This window comes from Dyadobacter sp. CY312, assembly GCF_021390535.1.
Taxonomy (GTDB): Bacteria; Bacteroidota; Bacteroidia; order Cytophagales; family Spirosomataceae; genus Dyadobacter.
In genome coordinates this window covers 101,913-119,167 of the sequence record NZ_JAJUXG010000004.1, presented here as the reverse complement: position 1 = coordinate 119,167, position 17,255 = coordinate 101,913, and the positions used below count along the sequence as shown (strand labels likewise).

The window sequence follows — 17,255 nt, the reverse complement described above, 5'->3', positions numbered from 1 at the left end:
CATAAATATTTGTAAACATTTTTTCTCCAATGAAAAATATAAAATTTTTATTTGATAATTAACCACAATGACTTATGAAGAAAATTTGACCAAATAAAAATCCGCAGAAACACTGGAATATCTCCTGTTGCTTCTGCGGATTGGACTAAATCCGGATGGTTGCAAAAATTCCTAAAATCCTACTCCGTTTCCGAAATCATTTCAACTTTTCTCAGCTGTTTTCTGGTCGACTCCGTAAGCTGACGCTTTGCCAAGGCATGGCATTCGTAAATCGCATCACTGAACATCATTTGCTGTGGAGGCGTTTTTTGAGTTGAAGCGGATGGCCCTCTTAAAGCACCAACCAATCCCAGCTCGCGGGCAACATATACATATCTGATCGCATCAATCACAACGCCGGCCGAATTTGGAGAATCCTGAACAGAAAGCTGCGCGTCCAATATCACAGGCGCACCCATAAAACCTTCCAGCTCCAGCCTAAAATTGGCAACCTTATTATCCCCATAAAAAGCAATGTACTCCGACGGACCGGCATGTAAAAAACTGTCGGTCGTTGAAATCCCGCGAATATCGTTCTGCGCACGGATCACATTTTCCTTGGAGATCTTTTTGGATTTCAAACGGTTTTTATCTTCCATGTTCAGGAAGTCGGTATTACCACCCACATTCCGCTGAATGTGCGCTTTTACATGGTGACCGCGTTCAAATGCAAGCTCCTGCAACATCTGAGAAAGGATGCTGGCACCAAACTGGCTGCGCATATCGTCACCGATGATTGGAATACCTGCATCAATGAACTTCTGTTCCCAAACCGGATCGGAAGCTATAAATACCGGGATACAATTAACCAGGGAAATACCCAGTTCAAGGCATATTTCGGCATAAAATTCCGTTGCCAGCTGCGAACCAACCGGCAAATAATTGATCAGAACCTCCGCCTTATGTTCCTGCAAATGACCTACAATCTCCTCCCGAAGCGCTGCAACGAGCTTCGGATTATAGGCAGCCGGATTGGCTAACAGATCGGTTTCCGCAAGTTCATTTTTTACAACAAACCTGTTTACTTCCGGGTAAGCCGCCATTTGAGGAGATACACCGTCAATCACCGGCGAACGATAAACCGGCGCGTTAGAAGTGATGTTGTCATTTAAGACAATGGTGCAATTTGGTTTGGCAAAAATGGCCTCCCTTAATGGCAGACCAATTTTTCTTTCATCCACATCGAACCCGCAAACGAACTCAATACTTTCGGCCTTGTAACCGCCAATGTCATCCGCCATCAGGCCGGAAGTTTTATCAGAAAATGCAGTGTAATATTCTACACCCTGAACCAGCGAACTCGCACAGTTCCCTACGCCTAAAATGGCAACCTTAATTTTTCCCCGTTGATTATACATGGATAATACTGAATTTGAAATATTGTGGCTTGTAAATGGATCATTCAGACACCTCCAGACTGATCTTTTTATTAAAAATCAGCAGAAAGTCTGTTATACGTTTAATCCAACGCCAAATTTAATGCAAACGTTTGCAATACTCCAAAATTCGTTACAAATATTAGATTTATGCAAATTAAGTAGCAATTATTTTGAGCCGGACAGATCCCTGTTCCTACCTCTGAGGAATAGCAATCCTGTAAAAGATTACCATCAGAAAAATAGGTCCCGTCCAAGCAAACGCGAAGATCAAAACGAAGACAAAAAAGCAAATGGGTCACCTGTTTCTTCTGACCGCTTAATAAAAACGTCATAAATGTGATAGTCTTTGTCCCAAAATTGATAGTCCGTTACACAGCCCTCTACTAGCTTTATGACCACAATTTGATACCGACCAACCCTCAAAAATTCGTTATGAAAACTTCACATTATATCACAAAAGCTTTGCTTTTGATGACCTCCCTCCCAGCCCTCGGGCAGCAATCCGACCGCTCTGCCTATTATTCAGGTGTAGCAAACACGCGTATAGCTTTCCCCGCCACTGGTGCGATTAAACATGTAAACAGAGAAAAACCTTCGGGCCTGCTCAGAGAATTCCCGATGGCCCGGAATGTGAAATGGACTACCACAGAAAATTCCCGCAAGGCGGTTTTTACCCTGGATGGATTAACCACAAAAGCCTTTTACATGCCTGACAGCACGTTTTCTTATTCCCTGACCAATTACACCGCCAAACAGCTACCTGAGGAAGTATTGAGAAACATTTACCAAACCTATAAAAAGTATAAGATCATCAGTGCCAAGGAACTACGACTGCCGAATAAAACCAGCTTTTACGTCATCCTTGAAAATGGCTCAGCTTACAAGACGATCAAGGTCACAGACAATTACATTGAACAAATGAAAACCCTGCGGAAAAGCCCGGAAGATCAGGAAGTGGATTGGCGGCCATAGACAGCCGTTATAAAATGCGCTTCCTCTCAACCCGAAAAGATTATGAGTCGCCCCATCTTGGCCCTAATTTTTGCCAAATAGATGTTCTTTCGAGCATTAGAGACCATTAACTTGACCTGTTTCAGGCAGATACACACAAGCTTCTGACGCTTACATGCACTCCTCCCAAGAATTTATTTGTAGAATTAGTGCAGAAAATTGAATTTTTTTATACTAATTCTACATTATCTACACATTATTTTTATCCAATTCTATAAAAAATTAACCCACTGATAATGAATAAATTATCAGATTAAAATAAGATTAAAAATTATATAACCATCAGACTGTGTTTCTGTTAACGCTGTCTCCCCGCCATTTTTTTCAAAATTTCCTGTAAGTGTGAAATACGGCTTTGTGCGTCAAGAAAATGCATGTATTAAGTCATAGATATTCTCAGAATTTTTATAGTATAAATCAGAATCAGCGAAAGGTGTCATTTCCGCTCCGATTTGTTATTCTGCATGTCATGTTTTGATATAATACCTGCCTGATGCATCCATTCAAGTCCTTTTACCAATTCACCTAAATTCCTTAATTTATGAAAAAAAGATTTACGGTAGTTTTGCTCTTTCTGGCAACGTTCCCGGAACTCTCCGCACTGGCAAGGCAAGCCTCCTTTCAGCGGCTTCCCGACCCTCCTGAACAAAGTCAGAATCTCCCGCGGGTATCCGAAAAGGATGATTCAAAAACAACAAATCCTTATCTTTTATTAGCCCGCGCAACCGACTTATCGCGTAAAGCTGGTGTAAGTGCCGCTGGTCTGGAAACCACGGGAAAGAGGATTTCCGCCAAAGACACAACCCTGAACATCAAAGGGCGGATTGTCGACATCAAGTCTGATGAGCTTATCGGTGTAACCGTGATGGTGGCAGGCACCTCAAAAGGAACTGTGACGGACGTAGGCGGAAATTTCTCACTCGAAAATGTGGGAATGAACTCCACGCTGAAAGTTTCATTTATCGGATACAAGGCCCAAAGTGTACCGGTTGCCGGCAAAGCTGTTATTTCAATTGTAATGGAAGAAGATTACCAGGTACTGGACGAGGTGGTTGTGGTCGGATTTGGGCAGCAGAAAAAGCAAAGTGTTGTCGGGTCTATTGTACAGATGTCCGACGAAGTGATAAAACGAAATGGTAATGTAACCGATTTAAAGGAAGCACTGGCAGGACAACTTCCTGGTATTGTTTCACTTACATCATCAGGAGAGCCAGGTGGGATCACAACCGGGGAAAGCGCAACGAATATATTTATTCGCGGACAAAATACCTGGAACGGCGGACAACCACTCGTTCTTGTTGACAACGTGGAGCGAAGTATGAGTAACATCGACCCAAATGAAGTTGCCAGCATATCGGTTCTTAAAGATGCCTCGGCAACGGCCGTTTTTGGAGTAAAAGGTGCAAACGGGGTCATACTGATCACTACCAAACGAGGTGAACAGGGAAAAACCAAGCTTAACTTTAACTATACAACAACTGCAAAGGCAGTCTCACGCCAGCCAGATAAGTTGAACTCCTATGATGCCATGATGGCAAAAAATGAGATCATTGAAAGAGAAGGCGTACTTAACCAGCCTTCCTGGAATGCCTACGTACCTTATGACATTGTTCAAAGATACAGAGGGCCGCAGTCAGCAGAATATGCTGAAATTTATCCTGATGTAGATTGGGCCAAGGCAATGTTCAAGGATGTAGGTTTTTCGCATAGGGCAACGCTGAGTGCAAGCGGAGGAAGCAAGGCGGTTCAGTATTTTGGGTCTCTCGCCTATCTGAACGAAGGTGATATGTTCCGCGACTATGACAACGACAAAGGTTATAAGCCCAACTATAACTTTAACCGTTTCAATTTTCGAAACAACATTGATGTAAGGCTGACTAAAACCACCAAGCTGAAACTGAATTTCGCAGGTTATTACAGTCAGAAAAACACCAATTATAATAACGAGGGAAGTACAGGCAGGGCAGATCAGTGGATGTGGGGAGCTGCTTATTTTATGGCTCCGAATTTATTTCTACCGCGTTACAGCGACGGACGTTGGGGAGCTTATCAGGAAGGCGGTAACAACACCGTGAACCCACTTGCTGTAGTTTACAACATGGGTATTCGCCAAACGCGCGCCACCCAGCTAAACTCCGACTTCACAATAGAACAGGATCTGAGCTTCCTAACCAAGGGGCTCAAAGCCACAGGGTCTTTGTTTTACGATAATAATGTTCGTTCAGAAGGTGGAATTTATGATGTAAATAACCACGTGAGACCCGCCGAAGCCGGAACCAACGTTATCTACAAGCAGATTTACCCGCTCTTATATAAAGGCTCTGACCAGGATCCAAGCGAATACACCGCTTACCTACCGATCAGCGATGAAGAGTACGACTGGATCGTTCGCCCATGGAGCATTCGTCCGGAAGCTATCCAGGCTGCCAACTGGGACAATACCATTCCTATTGAGAGGAGGCTCATGTACCAGTTCCAGCTTAATTACGCCCGGGAGTTCAAAAAGCACAATGTAACGGCTATGGGTTTGGTGAAAAGGGAAGAATTTGCAAAGGGAAGCATGTTTAAAAATTATCGTGAAGACTGGGTTTTCCGTGCAACTTACGACTATAATACAACCTACCTGTTTGAGGTGAATGGTGCTTACAATGGCTCTGAGCAGTTTGGTCCGGCTTATCGATTCGATTTCTTCCCATCTATCGGACTTGGATATGTGGTTTCCAATGAGAAGTTTTTCAAGAATAAGTTCATGGATCTGCTCAAATTCCGATACAGTGTCGGAAAAGTTGGTGATGACAATATCAGCGGAAGTCGATGGTTATATGCTTCTCAGCTAGGTTTCGGTGGCGCTGCCCGCTTGAATGAAAACAGTGCAGCAGCGAGTCCATATACATTCTACCGTGAAACCGTGGTAGGGAATCCGAATATTCACTGGGAAACGGCAGTGAAATCCAACTTCGGAGTCGAAATGGGCTTTTTCGAAAGCATGATTGGTCTCAATGTGGACATTTTCAACGAAAACCGGACCAACATCTTAATGAGTGGAGGGAGCCGAAATGTACCACCGTTTTTTGGAACGACACCGCCGAGTGCGAATTTGGGTCAGGTAAAATCACATGGTTATGAAGTGGAGCTTAAGTTCAACAAAAGGGTGAATCCAAACCTGAGCGTGTGGGCCAACCTCTCCTACTCCCACAACCAGAATAAGATCATTGCGCGCGACGATGCTCCGTTGCAATTGGATTATCTTAAACAGGCTGGTTATTCAATCGGACAAAACAGAAGTTTGCTCAGTGCCGGATTCTATAACAACTGGGATGAGGTATACGCCAGCGTTCCGACAGAAACCAATGATCTGCAAAAACTGCCCGGGTACTACAACCTGGTAGATTTCAACGCGGATGGCGTCATCAAAAATAATGAAGATACTCCTCCGGTCGGCTATACGGGTGTTCCTCAAAATACAGGAACTCTCGGTTTAGGTGGCGATTACAAAGGTTTTACAGTTATGGTTCAATTCTATGGAGCTAACAATGTGAATAGACGTATCGATTTCAACAACTACCTCAGTGACGTCGATATCGTATTTGGCCACGTTCGGGATTATTGGTCGAAGGACAATCAGAACGCCACTTCTTTTCTCCCACGCTGGAAAACACAGGCCGAAAATATTGGCAATTATTATCTCTATGATGCCTCCTTCCTGAGACTGAGAACAGCTGAAATCGCCTATAACTTCGACAAGAGCAATTTGGTGAAAAGAATAGGCCTGAGCAACATGAGAATTTTTGCCAACGGCACCAACCTGTTTTTGTGGTCGAAATTACCAGACGACAGGGAGTCGACCTACGAGGGCGGAAGTGCTACCCAAGGTGCTTACCCAACCATGAGAAGGTTTAACCTGGGCATTGATTTTTCTTTCTAGCTATTCTTAAATTATGAAAAATATTACATTTAGATATACCAAAATGCTGTCGGCAAAGGTGTTGCTTTCAGCTCTCCTTCTGGTTTCCTGTGAGAGTTATCTGGACAAGGCTCCCGAGGCAGACATTACCGAAAAAGTTGCTTTTGGTAACTTTATAAGCTTCCAGGGATTTATTGAGGAAATGTACAACTGTATCATGGATCCCAACAAAGGTGGTGCATGGAACAAGTACCTGTTCGCCGACGAAACGCTCAATAACTACCCTTATGCATTCGACAACGGTAACTATTGGGGTAACGAAGCCTACTTTTATGGACAAACGGTTAATACCACCGACAACAATTCACGTACAAAAAGGGTGTGGGAATATGCCTGGTACGGAATCCGCAAAGCAAATATAGCCCTTGAAAAGCTGGATCAGGAAGGTTTGTTTCAGGGAACTCAGGAAGAAAAAGACCACCTGCGAGGCCAGGCCTTGTTCTTTCGTGGCTGGTTTTATTTCGAGATATGCCGCTACTGGGGTGGAATGCCCTACATCAACCGTGCCCTGAACCCTTCGGAAGAGATGACAACCGAGGAGTTCAAAAGACTGAATTTTCAGGAAACTGCAAAGAAAATGGCTGCCGATTTTCGTGCTGCTGCGGACTTGCTTCCCGTACATTGGGATAAATCACAACCCGGACAAGCAACATTGGGGCAAAACCGCGACCGTATCAACAAGTTTCATGCGCTGGGTTATCTGGGTAAATCGCTGTTGTATGCGGCAAGCCCGATGATCAATGAAGAAGCACAGGGTGTGAATGCTTTTGACCCTGTACTAGCCAAGCAGGCTGCGGATGCTTTTGGTGAGTTCCTGAAACTGGCAGATGAAACAGGGCAATACAAATTGCAGCCATGGGCCTCATGGACAGACATTTTCTGGCGCTGGAACTGGGAGCGTCCCGGCGGAACTGAGGCGATTATGATGCCTACCATTTTCCAGAGAGACCGTGTACGCTGGTCGGCCATGGGTGCTACGGTTCCCTCTTCTTTTGCCATGAACAGTGGTTCAGATGCCGACGTACCCGCACACAGTTTCACTAAAAACTATGGTATGGCAAACGGTCTGCCCATTGACGATCCGAAATCGGGATTTAATCCAAACGATCCATGGACGGGAAGAGAGCCACGTTTCTACAAGGACATCGTTGTGGATGGTGACCAGATTCACAGTGCTGCCGGTTCGGACAAATTCGCCCAGCTTTACAATGGCGGTTTCCACAGAAATCAGATCAACCCGCCCAGTGTTACCGGTTATTACTACAAACGTTACTCTCCCATCGGTCCTGCTTTTACGGCAACACTTGCTAACGCCTTGCAGGCGTATCAGCCCTACCTGAGAATGGCGGATATATACCTCATGTATGCGGAAGCGGTAAACTTCGCAACCGGCGGAGGTCCGAAAGCAACCTCATCCAACTATACGATGACTGCCGAAAAAGCGCTGAATACCGTTCGCAACCGAGCACAGCTTCCTGACCTGGATCCTAAATTCGCAACTTCTAAAGATGTTTTTTTTGAGGAAATAGTTCGGGAAAGGGCCGTTGAGCTTGCTTTCGAAGGTGCCCGTTTTTGTGACCTGCGCCGCTGGAATCGCAATGGAGATCCACGTTATCTCGACAAAACGGCCCTGGACTTCAATCGTGGTGCCAATGGAAAACCCATCAACATTGTCGAGAGGCTTGTGGTGCGCAGAAGTGTTGAAAAGAAGCACAACTGGCTTCCCATACAGGTGTCATTCACGAGGATGTATAAAGACTTCCCTCAAAACCCGGGTTGGTAGTCACCTTACTTATCTAAAAAAACTTATCAAATGAGAAACATACTCGTTTTACTATTCTGCTGCGGCTTCCTGCTAATAAGCCCAGCAAAATTGAAAGCGCAGACCGATACGACACTGAACAATGTGGTTGTACTCAACAATCCATCCGAAGGTGTTAACGTAGCTTTCAAAAAAACACAGATCGAAAACATCACCGGTGCGATTACAGTACTGGACGCGGTTTCGATCAATAAATACGATAACAACATCTGGGTCAGTAACGCACTTGCCGGACGTACCCTCGGTATGATTGGCAATAACAGTATCAGGGGTGTAGGGATTGGAATCGAAGTGGGAGATATTACCGGAAGCGGTTTGTTTTCAGGAAATGCCATGTTCGTTGTAGATGGTTTGCCGCGGGATATTGAAGGGTTACGCCTGTCGGAAGTTGAGTCAATCACCATTTTGAAAGACATCAATTCAGCCATTTTGTATGGAAGCGCAGCCGTAAATGGTGTGGTACTGATTACGACCAAACGGGGTAAAGCCAACCGGCCAACATCCAATGTGATCCTCAACTATGGTTTGTCGAAGCCGAGAGAACTGCCAAAATTCCTGAACTCGGCAGACTATATGACTTACTTCAACAGAGCACGTGTGAACGACGGCCTTACCCCTCAATTCACAGATGCGGTAATTGAAAACCACAGATCAGGAAACCCATACCGCTACCCAAGCACGGATTACTATTCTGATGAATTCCTGAGACCTTTCAAAACATATCATGACATCGTAACGGAATTTTCGGGAGGCGACGACAACGCTAAATTCTACACCAACGTAGGCTGGAATTCCACAGGTGGACTGCTAAATTTTGGGGAAGGTAAAAACGCCAGAAACAACCAGTTCAATGTACGTGGGAATGTGGATCTGAAAGTGAACAGAATGATCAAAACGTCGATAGATGCTGCTGCGTTTTACGGTAGTAATCAGTCACAAAGAGGCAATTACTGGGAACGGGCACTGGTTATCAGGCCACATGAATATACACCTCTATTACCGATCAGTCTGATTGATCCCGAAAACCCCTTGTTAGGATCGCGTAAAAACGACGTGAATGGTGAATATCTTTTGGGAGGAAATACCAGCTTTGTAACCACGCCTTTCGGAGATTCTTATGCCGCCGGAAACATACAGACCATTTACAGAAAATTCACATTTAACAACCGGATTGATTTCGACCTTGCTTCCGTTACACCAGGATTGTCGGCTCACTCCAACATCAGTTTCGACTACCTGACCGGCTATACGCAGACTGTTGCGAATGAATACTCGGTGTATGCACCAACATGGTCAGCTACAGAAGACAAAATCATCTCGCTTACGCAACATGGCCGTGACACACGTCCGGGCACACAGGTTGTGGGTGGTTCTGCCTACCGAAGGAGAGTGGGTTTCTACGGTCAGTTTAAGTACGATCGTACCTTTGCCAACAATCACCGGGTCACAGCAAGCCTGATCGGTTTTGGAAGCTCCTTTAAAGAAAGTGGCGACATATCTGTTTTTCAGGGTGTAAAAAATACGCATCTGGGCTTCCAGGCTGCCTACACTTATGCCAGCAAATACATTATTGATTTCAGCGCCAATTATGCCAATTCAGTGAAGCTTTCGGAAAATAACCGCAGAGGTTTTTCGCCGTCAGTAGGTTTGTCGTGGATGCTGAACAAAGAAGCCTTCCTTTCCTCGGTTTCTGCCATTGATTATCTGAAACTGCGTGTTTCTGCCGGAATTCTGAAATCAGATATTCCGATCAGCAATTTCTTCCTTTACGACAATCGTTACAATACTTCCGGTTCATACAACTGGTATGAAGGTACAAGAAGCCGCAGCGGCGTAGTATCCGGCTGGAGTAACAATGATCAGCTGGATTTTGCACGCCGAAACGAGATCAATCTCGGACTGGACGGACTTTTTTTCAACAAGACGATTGAAGTGCAGGCAAATGTATTTTACAATTATTACAACAATCTGGTTGTGAGGCCAAATGTAGAGTATCCAAGCTTTTACGACAATTTTGTTGGATATGAAAACTTTGAAGCCGACAAGTATACCGGTGCTGAGTTGGGTATCACCTACAACAAAAGTATCGGCAACTGGACTTTCATGGCCGGTGTTAATGCGCTTTACATCACCTCTAAACGTGATGTCGTGAATGAGATCTGGGATAATGATTACCAAAACCGGGCGGGGCGACCACGTGATGCCTATTTTGGCCTTAAATCTCTGGGTTATTTTAAAGATCAGGCGGATGTAGACAACTCACCCATTCACTCATTTGGAACTGTACGGCCCGGAGATCTTAAATACCAGGATCAGAACAACGATGGTATCATCAACGCAAATGATGAAGTCTATCTGGGTCGGTGGCAATCTCCTTTCTCAGGCGGGATTCAGGCAAGAGTCGGTTATAAAAATCTAAGTCTTTATGTACTTGGAGAAGGAAGTGCAGGATCTACCGGTTTTACAGAAAGTAACTATTTTCGTATCGATGGAAACAGGAAATATTCGGAAGTGGTGCTGGGCAGCTGGACGCCTGAAACAGCCGGAACTGCTACGTACCCCCGCCTGAGTTCACAAACCAGCACAAACAATTTCCGCCGTTCCGACTTCTGGCAGTTTAAGCAGGATTACTTCCAGATCCGTAGAGTGCAGCTTACATACAGCCTTCCCGAAGTACTCTCTAAAAAGCTGCTGATGAGCGGGACAGATATTTTCGCGAATGCTTCTGATCTTTTTCAAATGGCAAAAAATCCAAGAGAAAAATATGTGCGAGCAGGAAGTGAACCTTTGTACCGGACCTTTTCTCTGGGTGTGAGAGCTAACTTTTAAAATGATAATTGTATGAAATCATATACTTGTTTTTTACTGACATTGTTTGTCCTTTTCCTGAATCCATCATGCACCATGCTGGAACCGGAAGACGACAACCACAACACGCTGGACCGTGTATACCGCGACCCGGCTTTTGCAGAAGGATTACTCATAACCGCATATACACAGATCCCCACAAACGATTATCGTTACGACGAGGTAGCGACAGACGACGCAGTTACCAACGACCGCCTGAGCGAATACCTCCGGATCGCGAACGGGGAATGGTCTCCAAGGCTCAATCCGCAGGAATTGTGGACGACAGCCAACAGAGGGATTCTGTATATCAACCAGTTTTTAACCGTGGTTGACAATGTGCCCTGGAAATGGACCAACCTCAAAGTGAAGGATTTGTATATCCGTAAATTCAAAGGAGAATCCTACGCCCTGAGAGCTATGCTCAAATATTTTTTGCTTCGCAACCATGGCGGTGTCGGTGCTAACGGGACACTTCTTGGAACGCCTGTTTACGACAAATTCCTGGAAACTCAAGAAGATTTTGCGGCTCCACGTCCCACTTTTGAAGAGTCAATGGCAAGTATCAATGCGGATATTGCAGAGGCTTTAAAATACGTCCCTATGGACTATGGCAACCGTGCAGCAGTTCCGGTTGGTTTCGAGTCCGTCGATGTAGCTGACTACAATGAGGTTTTTGGTGATTACAGCCAGCAAAGAATGAGTGGCAGACATGCCCTTGCCATAAAAGCACGTGCAGCGCTCCTGGCAGCCAGCCCGGCTTTTAACCTAACCAACAACACCACATTGTGGCAAACGGCTGCCAACAATACAGCTCAGTTGCTTAATGACATCGGGGGGATTGCGGGTATTGATCCAAAAGGTCATATTTTTTATCTGAAAGAACAGGTGGATGAGGCAGACATCACGACAGGTGATAAGCTTGACAGCAAGGAAATTATGTGGAGACGCCCGATTTACACCGACCGGGTACGGGAAACCAGTAACTTTCCTCCATCACTATACGGCACGGGAAGGATAAACCCAACCCAGAACCTGGTCGACGCTTTTCCGGCTGCAAATGGCTACCCCATTTCAGATCCAAAGTCGCTATACAATCCTGCCAAACCATACGAAAACCGCGACCCGCGTCTTTCATTGTATATCGTTTACAACGGCAGCAGGCTGAGAAACACGGTGATCACAACAGCCGAAGGCGGAGGTGACAACGCCATTGAAGCAGTTCCCAACTCCACGCGAACAGGGTATTATCTAAAAAAACTGCTGCGTGAAGACGTAAACGTAAACCCCGCCTCTGCTTCTAACCAGAAGCATTTCAACACACATATCAGGTACACGGAATTGTACCTGAATTATGCCGAAGCTGCAAATGAAGCCTGGGGACCGGAAGGAACAGGACCTAACGCCTATTCAGCAAAAGATATTATCGGGCTGATCAGAAAACGTGCAGGAATTGTTCAGCCGGATTCTTACCTGGTGTCTGTGACCAGCAAGGAAGCCATGCGAACGCTCATCAGAAATGAACGCAGACTGGAATTGTGTTTTGAAGGTTTCCGCTTCTGGGATATGCGTCGCTGGAAAGAGAATCTGGCCGAACCTGCGAAGGGAGTGCGTATCAGCAACTCCGGGGAGTTCAATTATTTTAATGTTGAAAACCGGGTATACGACAACGCCTACATGCATTACGGACCTATTCCGGAGAGAGAGATCATCAAGTTTGGTTTTGTTCAAAACCAGGGTTGGAATTAATAAAAAACATTAACTATAAATCCATGAAAAGGATCTGTTTATACCTTGCGTTGCTTACCGGCATGTTTTCCTGCAAAAATGCCGATATAGTACATCCTGACTTCGACTACACAGCAGGATATTTTCCTTATCAGTATCCTGTCAGGACGCTCATTTTGGGAGACGATATTTATGACAACTCCAATGACAACGCACATAAGTTTGTCATATCGGCAGCCATGGGTGGCGTGTATGAAAATGGGAAAGATCGCAACTTCGAAATTGCGGTAGATGAAACGCTTTGCCGGAATATTTTATTTAATGCAAACGGAGATACCATTCGGCCGCTACCCCGTAATTACTACACACTGAGCTCGACCAATTCCCTCGTAATTCCGAAAGGGAAATTCAACGGTGGAATTGAGGTACAGTTGACGGACGCATTTTTCAATGACCCAAAGGCAATTAAACTGGGCTATGTAGTTCCTTTAAAACTCGTAGGCTCACCCGATGTGGATTCCATCGTATCCGGAAGAACTACCAACCCGAATGCCGATCCACGCGTTGCCGGAAACTGGACAGTAGCTCCAAAAAACTTTACCATGTTTGCCATCAAATACATCAATGAGTTTCATGGAAATTACTTTTTCCATGGTGAAACCAGCGTAACAGATTCAACGGGTGCCCTCATTGAACAGAAGGTTTACAAAGCGCAATATGTTGAACAAAATGGTGTGATCCTGCTCACCACCAGCGGAAGAAATCAGGTTGCCTATAACACCTCTTTTCAATCCGACAAACTAAGCGGACAACTCAGGCTCCTGCTCAACTTCACCAATGGAAAATGTACAGTAACATCAGCCAGTCCGGATTATACAGTCACCGGAACCGGCGAATTCAAAACTGGTGCTTTTGAGTGGGGAAACAAAGCCAGAAACGGCATTGAGCTGAATTATACCGTTGTAAAAGGAAAAAATACCTATCAGGCCAAAGAAACCCTGGTTGCCCGTGACCGCGGTGTGGTGATGGAAGTTTATGCTCCGAGGGTATTTTAAAAAAACTATGCTTCGCATTGCTAAACCAGCCTCTGACCAGTTGGTCAGAGGCTGGTTTAGCCTACCGGCTTGGCTTTATCACAAAGCATGCTTAAAAAGGATGCTGTAAGAAAAAAACTCTCTTACATCAAAATATCATTCACTGGCGCCATAGGAGCCGGCAGGTCTTTTTCTCCCAACATGTCGCGCAGGTCTATTTCTATATTCCGGCTGATCTGTGTGATGGATACATCGTTTGCATTTCCCTCGAACGGATTTTCGGTACTCTCCCCGATTTGCTGCAACACCAGAAACACCCAGCCTGTAAGCACGCTGAAAGGAATCGTGAACCAGATGTAGTTTTCTCCGATTTTGGAAAATTCATTTAAAAAACCGAACGGCAAAAGCATTACAAAAGCATTGGTAAAAAATATATTGATGGTCGCGAACTGCCTTGGATACGGGAAGTTTTTAATACGCTCACATTTACCCTGCTGGTCATACAGGTCTTTAAACTGATTTTCCAAGGCAACATAATTGAAATCGGAAATGGCACCGGCTTCATTGAGCTTCCGCAACTGATCTGTCTGCGCAGCGATGATCTGAACCGCCTTGTTTTTTTTAGATAAGATAAACTGCCGCTCGTCCTCAGCAAGGTATAGTTTCAGCTCTTCGTCCAGGCTGCTCTCCCACTCTGGTACGGTGTAATATTGAAGATATTCGCGGTTATAACTTTTGGTCTTCACATTCTCCCAGGCTTTGCTCTCCCTTAGCTGAAAACGAAGGGCAGTAAGCCAGGCAAAATGCCGGTAAAAAATCTCTTTATGTAATAATCTTTCCTGCGACTTGTCGTCCGTTCTCACGAAGTCCTTTACCATCATACCAAGCGCCCGGCTCGTGTTGATAATCGCGCCGTAAATTTGCCTGGCTTCCCACAGTCTGTTGTATGTCTGTGTATTGTTAAAGCCTGATATAAAAGCTGTGGCCGTTCCCAGCAAAGCAACCGGAACCCACGGAATAGCCAACCAGGTCCAGCCAAAAAAATAAAACAGCAGTGTTGGAATGACACTGATCAACAGCATTTTATAAATTTTCTTCCTGGTCCACGGGATGAAATGAACAAGTTTATACCTAATTCCTATATACATCGTTGCGTTTGTTAATTACGTTTTTTACAAATTATACCTTATCACGAATTATAGTGTATGACAATTTTGTTTTCGGCTATCAGCAGTCGACAGAAAACTCCTGCTAATGCCCTCCGCCTGTTACTTTAAGCTCATTGAGGTCCAGTTGAAGTTCAGCCTTCCGGATCTCCTCGTCGCTGAAAAATTTCTCCTTTCTTAGCTGAAATAACTCCTTGCGTTGTGCTGCGTAAATACCGAGCAATACATGGTGATATTCTGCTATTTCCGCGTGCTTCATGTGAATGCTTTCCAAAGAAGAAAGCCTTTCCTGCAATGCGTCGATTTCGCTTTCAACATAGTTTTTCATCTGACCAACCAGCTCATTTCCCGAAACCTCGCTGCTGTACTTGTCCGTCAATAATTGCAGGGCAATGGAATCCAAACGCAACTGTATTCCGGCACGTTGCTCATCTTCGGGCATCATTTTGTCTATTTCTTCCAATTTAATCAGCCTGATCACAATGGGTAACGTAAGTCCCTGGAATACAAGAGTAATGAAAATAACTACGAATGTGATAAAAATGATAAGATTACGCTGTGGAAAAGCCACGCCATCACCCATCATTAATGGAATAGACAAAGCCGTTGCCAGGGAAACCACTCCTCTCATCCCTGCCCAACTAATGATTACGGGTCCCTTCCAACCCGGCGAAGGATCCTGCCTGACTTTCGCACTCAGCCATCGCGGTACGTGTGCTGCCGGATACACCCAAAGAAATCTAAGCACAATAATAATAGCGCTGACGATGACGCCATACCTGATGCCATCTGCAATAGAATATTCACCTAACCCCTGCACAATTTCAGGAAGTGACAAGCCGATTAAGATGAATACCAGTGCGTTCATTACGAAAATCATGGTGATCCATACGCCAAGCATATTCAGCCTTGTGCTTCCGGTTTGGAACACTTCATGCGAACGATACGACATAAACAAACCGCCGCTTACAACAGCCATCACACCCGAAAAGTGAAAATGCTCGGCAGCCAGAAACAGAATGTAGGGTGTCATTACCGTGAGCGCGGCATCAATAGCAGGCGTTGTGGGTAAAAACCGGTGAACGACATACATGATGTGCGCCCCTGCAAGTCCGACAACGATACCCATACTGGCAACCAGAAAAAACTGACCTGTGGCTTCCTGCATTGAAAAAGCTCCTGTTAAAACTGCCGCAAGGGCAAATTTGAATACAATCAGTGAAGATGCGTCGTTGACAAGACTTTCACCTTCCAGAATCGTGATCAGCCTTTTAGGAACTTTTATTCCTTTCAGAACCGTGGCCGCAGCAACAGCGTCGGGAGGCGAAACAATTCCTCCAAGCAAAAAGCCCAATGCTAGTGTGAAACCAGGAATGATGGCGACAGAAGTATAAGCGACAACCATCGAAGTGAAAAATACCAGTCCGAAAGCAAGCAGGGCAATAGGTCTTTTCCATTTCCAGAAATCGTTCCAGGAAGTATACCAGGCGGCTTCGTACAAAAGTGGCGGCAGGAAAATCAGGAATATTAATTCGGGATCCAGATGCAATTGCGGAACGCCCGGAATAAAACTCATGGCCAGACCGGCTATGACTAAAAAAATGGGATAGGCAATACGGATCCGCTGCGCCAGCATCACAAGCAGAAACATGAGAAAGAGCAAACCAAGAATCAGAAGTAAAGTGTGGTGCATATAGTTATTTTAGTGTAAAATCATTTTGTGTTCTGGATATCAGCTACATACATATTACCCTGCCCGTAAATTGAAGGCCTTTCGGCGATCTTTTGTATTTGTGTAAATCCTGTATCTCGCAGCAAACGTTGCAACTGTAAAAAAGTAATCGGATACGGAACCCATTGATTTGCTCTTTGCGTATCATATTCGATGATAATCATTTGACTGATTGATGAAAATCGATTCATTAGCCTGTCAAGAAATGCTTTTTTATCTCTGACATAATGAAGGGAATTACCCATCATAACTCCGTTCGGCTTTTCATTTACAGCAAACTCCACTGTCTCAAAGTCTGACAATTTGAACTCAATACGCACATGATTTCCTGCAAGTGATTCCAGCTTCTGGGGGTGTTGATCCATGCCGTATATTTTACTTCCATCTGGCAGCAAATTGCCCAGCGCGTAGGTAAAAGTGCCGCTTCCACAACCAAGATCCAGCCATGTTTGTGGAGCAGAAGTATTAAAACCTGCTTTGCTCAGCAGTGCTGTTGCTTCTTGAATCTTCATTTATCTCTCTTAACTTACCCT

At 44.9% G+C, this 17,255-nt stretch carries 10 protein-coding genes; 6 read left to right on the top strand and 4 right to left on the bottom strand.

Annotation, left to right across the window (positions count from 1 at the left end; translation table 11 throughout):
• Window positions 1–179: 179 nt before the first annotated feature.
• The gene (locus tag LZG71_RS07285) at window positions 180–1,397 is read right to left on the bottom strand and encodes an inositol-3-phosphate synthase (RefSeq protein ID WP_233818541.1); all 1,218 of its coding nucleotides are present in this window, start codon (window positions 1,395–1,397) and stop codon (window positions 180–182) included.
• Between the two features lie 453 nt (window positions 1,398–1,850).
• Between LZG71_RS07285 and LZG71_RS07280 the strand changes: the two genes are divergently transcribed.
• The 6 genes from LZG71_RS07280 to LZG71_RS07255 all read left to right on the top strand — a co-directional run bounded on the left by LZG71_RS07280 (window position 1,851) and on the right by LZG71_RS07255 (window position 13,845).
• Complete coding sequence (locus LZG71_RS07280) at window positions 1,851–2,390, top strand: hypothetical protein (protein WP_233818539.1); 540 nt, start codon at window positions 1,851–1,853, stop codon at window positions 2,388–2,390.
• A 580-nt stretch (window positions 2,391–2,970) separates the two neighbouring features.
• Window positions 2,971–6,354 carry a TonB-dependent receptor gene (locus tag LZG71_RS07275; RefSeq protein WP_233818537.1) on the top strand — a complete coding sequence of 1,128 codons (3,384 nt, stop codon included), beginning with the start codon at window positions 2,971–2,973 and terminating at the stop codon, window positions 6,352–6,354.
• Window positions 6,355–6,367: 13 nt separating this feature from the next.
• On the top strand, window positions 6,368–8,176 hold the full coding sequence (locus LZG71_RS07270; RefSeq protein ID WP_233818535.1) for a RagB/SusD family nutrient uptake outer membrane protein: 1,809 nt from the start codon (window positions 6,368–6,370) through the stop codon (window positions 8,174–8,176).
• A 30-nt stretch (window positions 8,177–8,206) separates the two neighbouring features.
• Window positions 8,207–11,044 (top strand): SusC/RagA family TonB-linked outer membrane protein, encoded by a 2,838-nt coding sequence (locus LZG71_RS07265; RefSeq protein ID WP_233818533.1) that lies wholly within the window; start codon window positions 8,207–8,209, stop codon window positions 11,042–11,044.
• A gap of 12 nt (window positions 11,045–11,056) precedes the next feature.
• Window positions 11,057–12,811, top strand: coding sequence for a RagB/SusD family nutrient uptake outer membrane protein (locus LZG71_RS07260; protein WP_233818531.1), 1,755 nt, complete (start codon window positions 11,057–11,059; stop codon window positions 12,809–12,811).
• A gap of 23 nt (window positions 12,812–12,834) precedes the next feature.
• Complete coding sequence (locus LZG71_RS07255; protein WP_233818529.1) at window positions 12,835–13,845, top strand: DUF5627 domain-containing protein; 1,011 nt, start codon at window positions 12,835–12,837, stop codon at window positions 13,843–13,845.
• Window positions 13,846–13,967: 122 nt separating this feature from the next.
• Here the strand turns inward: LZG71_RS07255 and LZG71_RS07250 are convergent, their stop codons facing one another.
• The 3 genes from LZG71_RS07250 to LZG71_RS07240 form a co-directional block, all read right to left on the bottom strand.
• Window positions 13,968–14,972, bottom strand: a complete 1,005-nt coding sequence (locus LZG71_RS07250; protein ID WP_233818527.1) for a bestrophin family protein — start codon at window positions 14,970–14,972, stop codon at window positions 13,968–13,970.
• Between the two features lie 103 nt (window positions 14,973–15,075).
• Window positions 15,076–16,683: a Na+/H+ antiporter gene (locus LZG71_RS07245; protein ID WP_233818525.1), complete on the bottom strand. Its 1,608-nt coding sequence runs from the start codon at window positions 16,681–16,683 to the stop codon at window positions 15,076–15,078.
• Window positions 16,684–16,703: 20 nt separating this feature from the next.
• Window positions 16,704–17,234: a trans-aconitate 2-methyltransferase gene (locus LZG71_RS07240; RefSeq protein WP_233818523.1), complete on the bottom strand. Its 531-nt coding sequence runs from the start codon at window positions 17,232–17,234 to the stop codon at window positions 16,704–16,706.
• Between the last annotated feature and the right edge of the window lie 21 nt (window positions 17,235–17,255).

Bases quoted from the DNA above. Each gene is read 5' to 3' on its own strand.
- LZG71_RS07255 (WP_233818529.1), top strand. From the start codon at position 12,835: ATGAAAAGGATCTGTTTATACCTTGCGTTGCTTACCGGCATGTTTTCC.
- LZG71_RS07265 (WP_233818533.1), top strand. From the start codon at position 8,207: ATGAGAAACATACTCGTTTTACTATTCTGCTGCGGCTTCCTGCTAATA.
- LZG71_RS07245 (WP_233818525.1), bottom strand. From the start codon at position 16,683: ATGCACCACACTTTACTTCTGATTCTTGGTTTGCTCTTTCTCATGTTT.
- LZG71_RS07240 (WP_233818523.1), bottom strand. From the start codon at position 17,234: ATGAAGATTCAAGAAGCAACAGCACTGCTGAGCAAAGCAGGTTTTAAT.
- LZG71_RS07270 (WP_233818535.1), top strand. From the start codon at position 6,368: ATGAAAAATATTACATTTAGATATACCAAAATGCTGTCGGCAAAGGTG.
- LZG71_RS07250 (WP_233818527.1), bottom strand. From the start codon at position 14,972: ATGTATATAGGAATTAGGTATAAACTTGTTCATTTCATCCCGTGGACC.
- LZG71_RS07275 (WP_233818537.1), top strand. From the start codon at position 2,971: ATGAAAAAAAGATTTACGGTAGTTTTGCTCTTTCTGGCAACGTTCCCG.
- LZG71_RS07285 (WP_233818541.1), bottom strand. From the start codon at position 1,397: ATGTATAATCAACGGGGAAAAATTAAGGTTGCCATTTTAGGCGTAGGG.
- LZG71_RS07260 (WP_233818531.1), top strand. From the start codon at position 11,057: ATGAAATCATATACTTGTTTTTTACTGACATTGTTTGTCCTTTTCCTG.
- LZG71_RS07280 (WP_233818539.1), top strand. From the start codon at position 1,851: ATGAAAACTTCACATTATATCACAAAAGCTTTGCTTTTGATGACCTCC.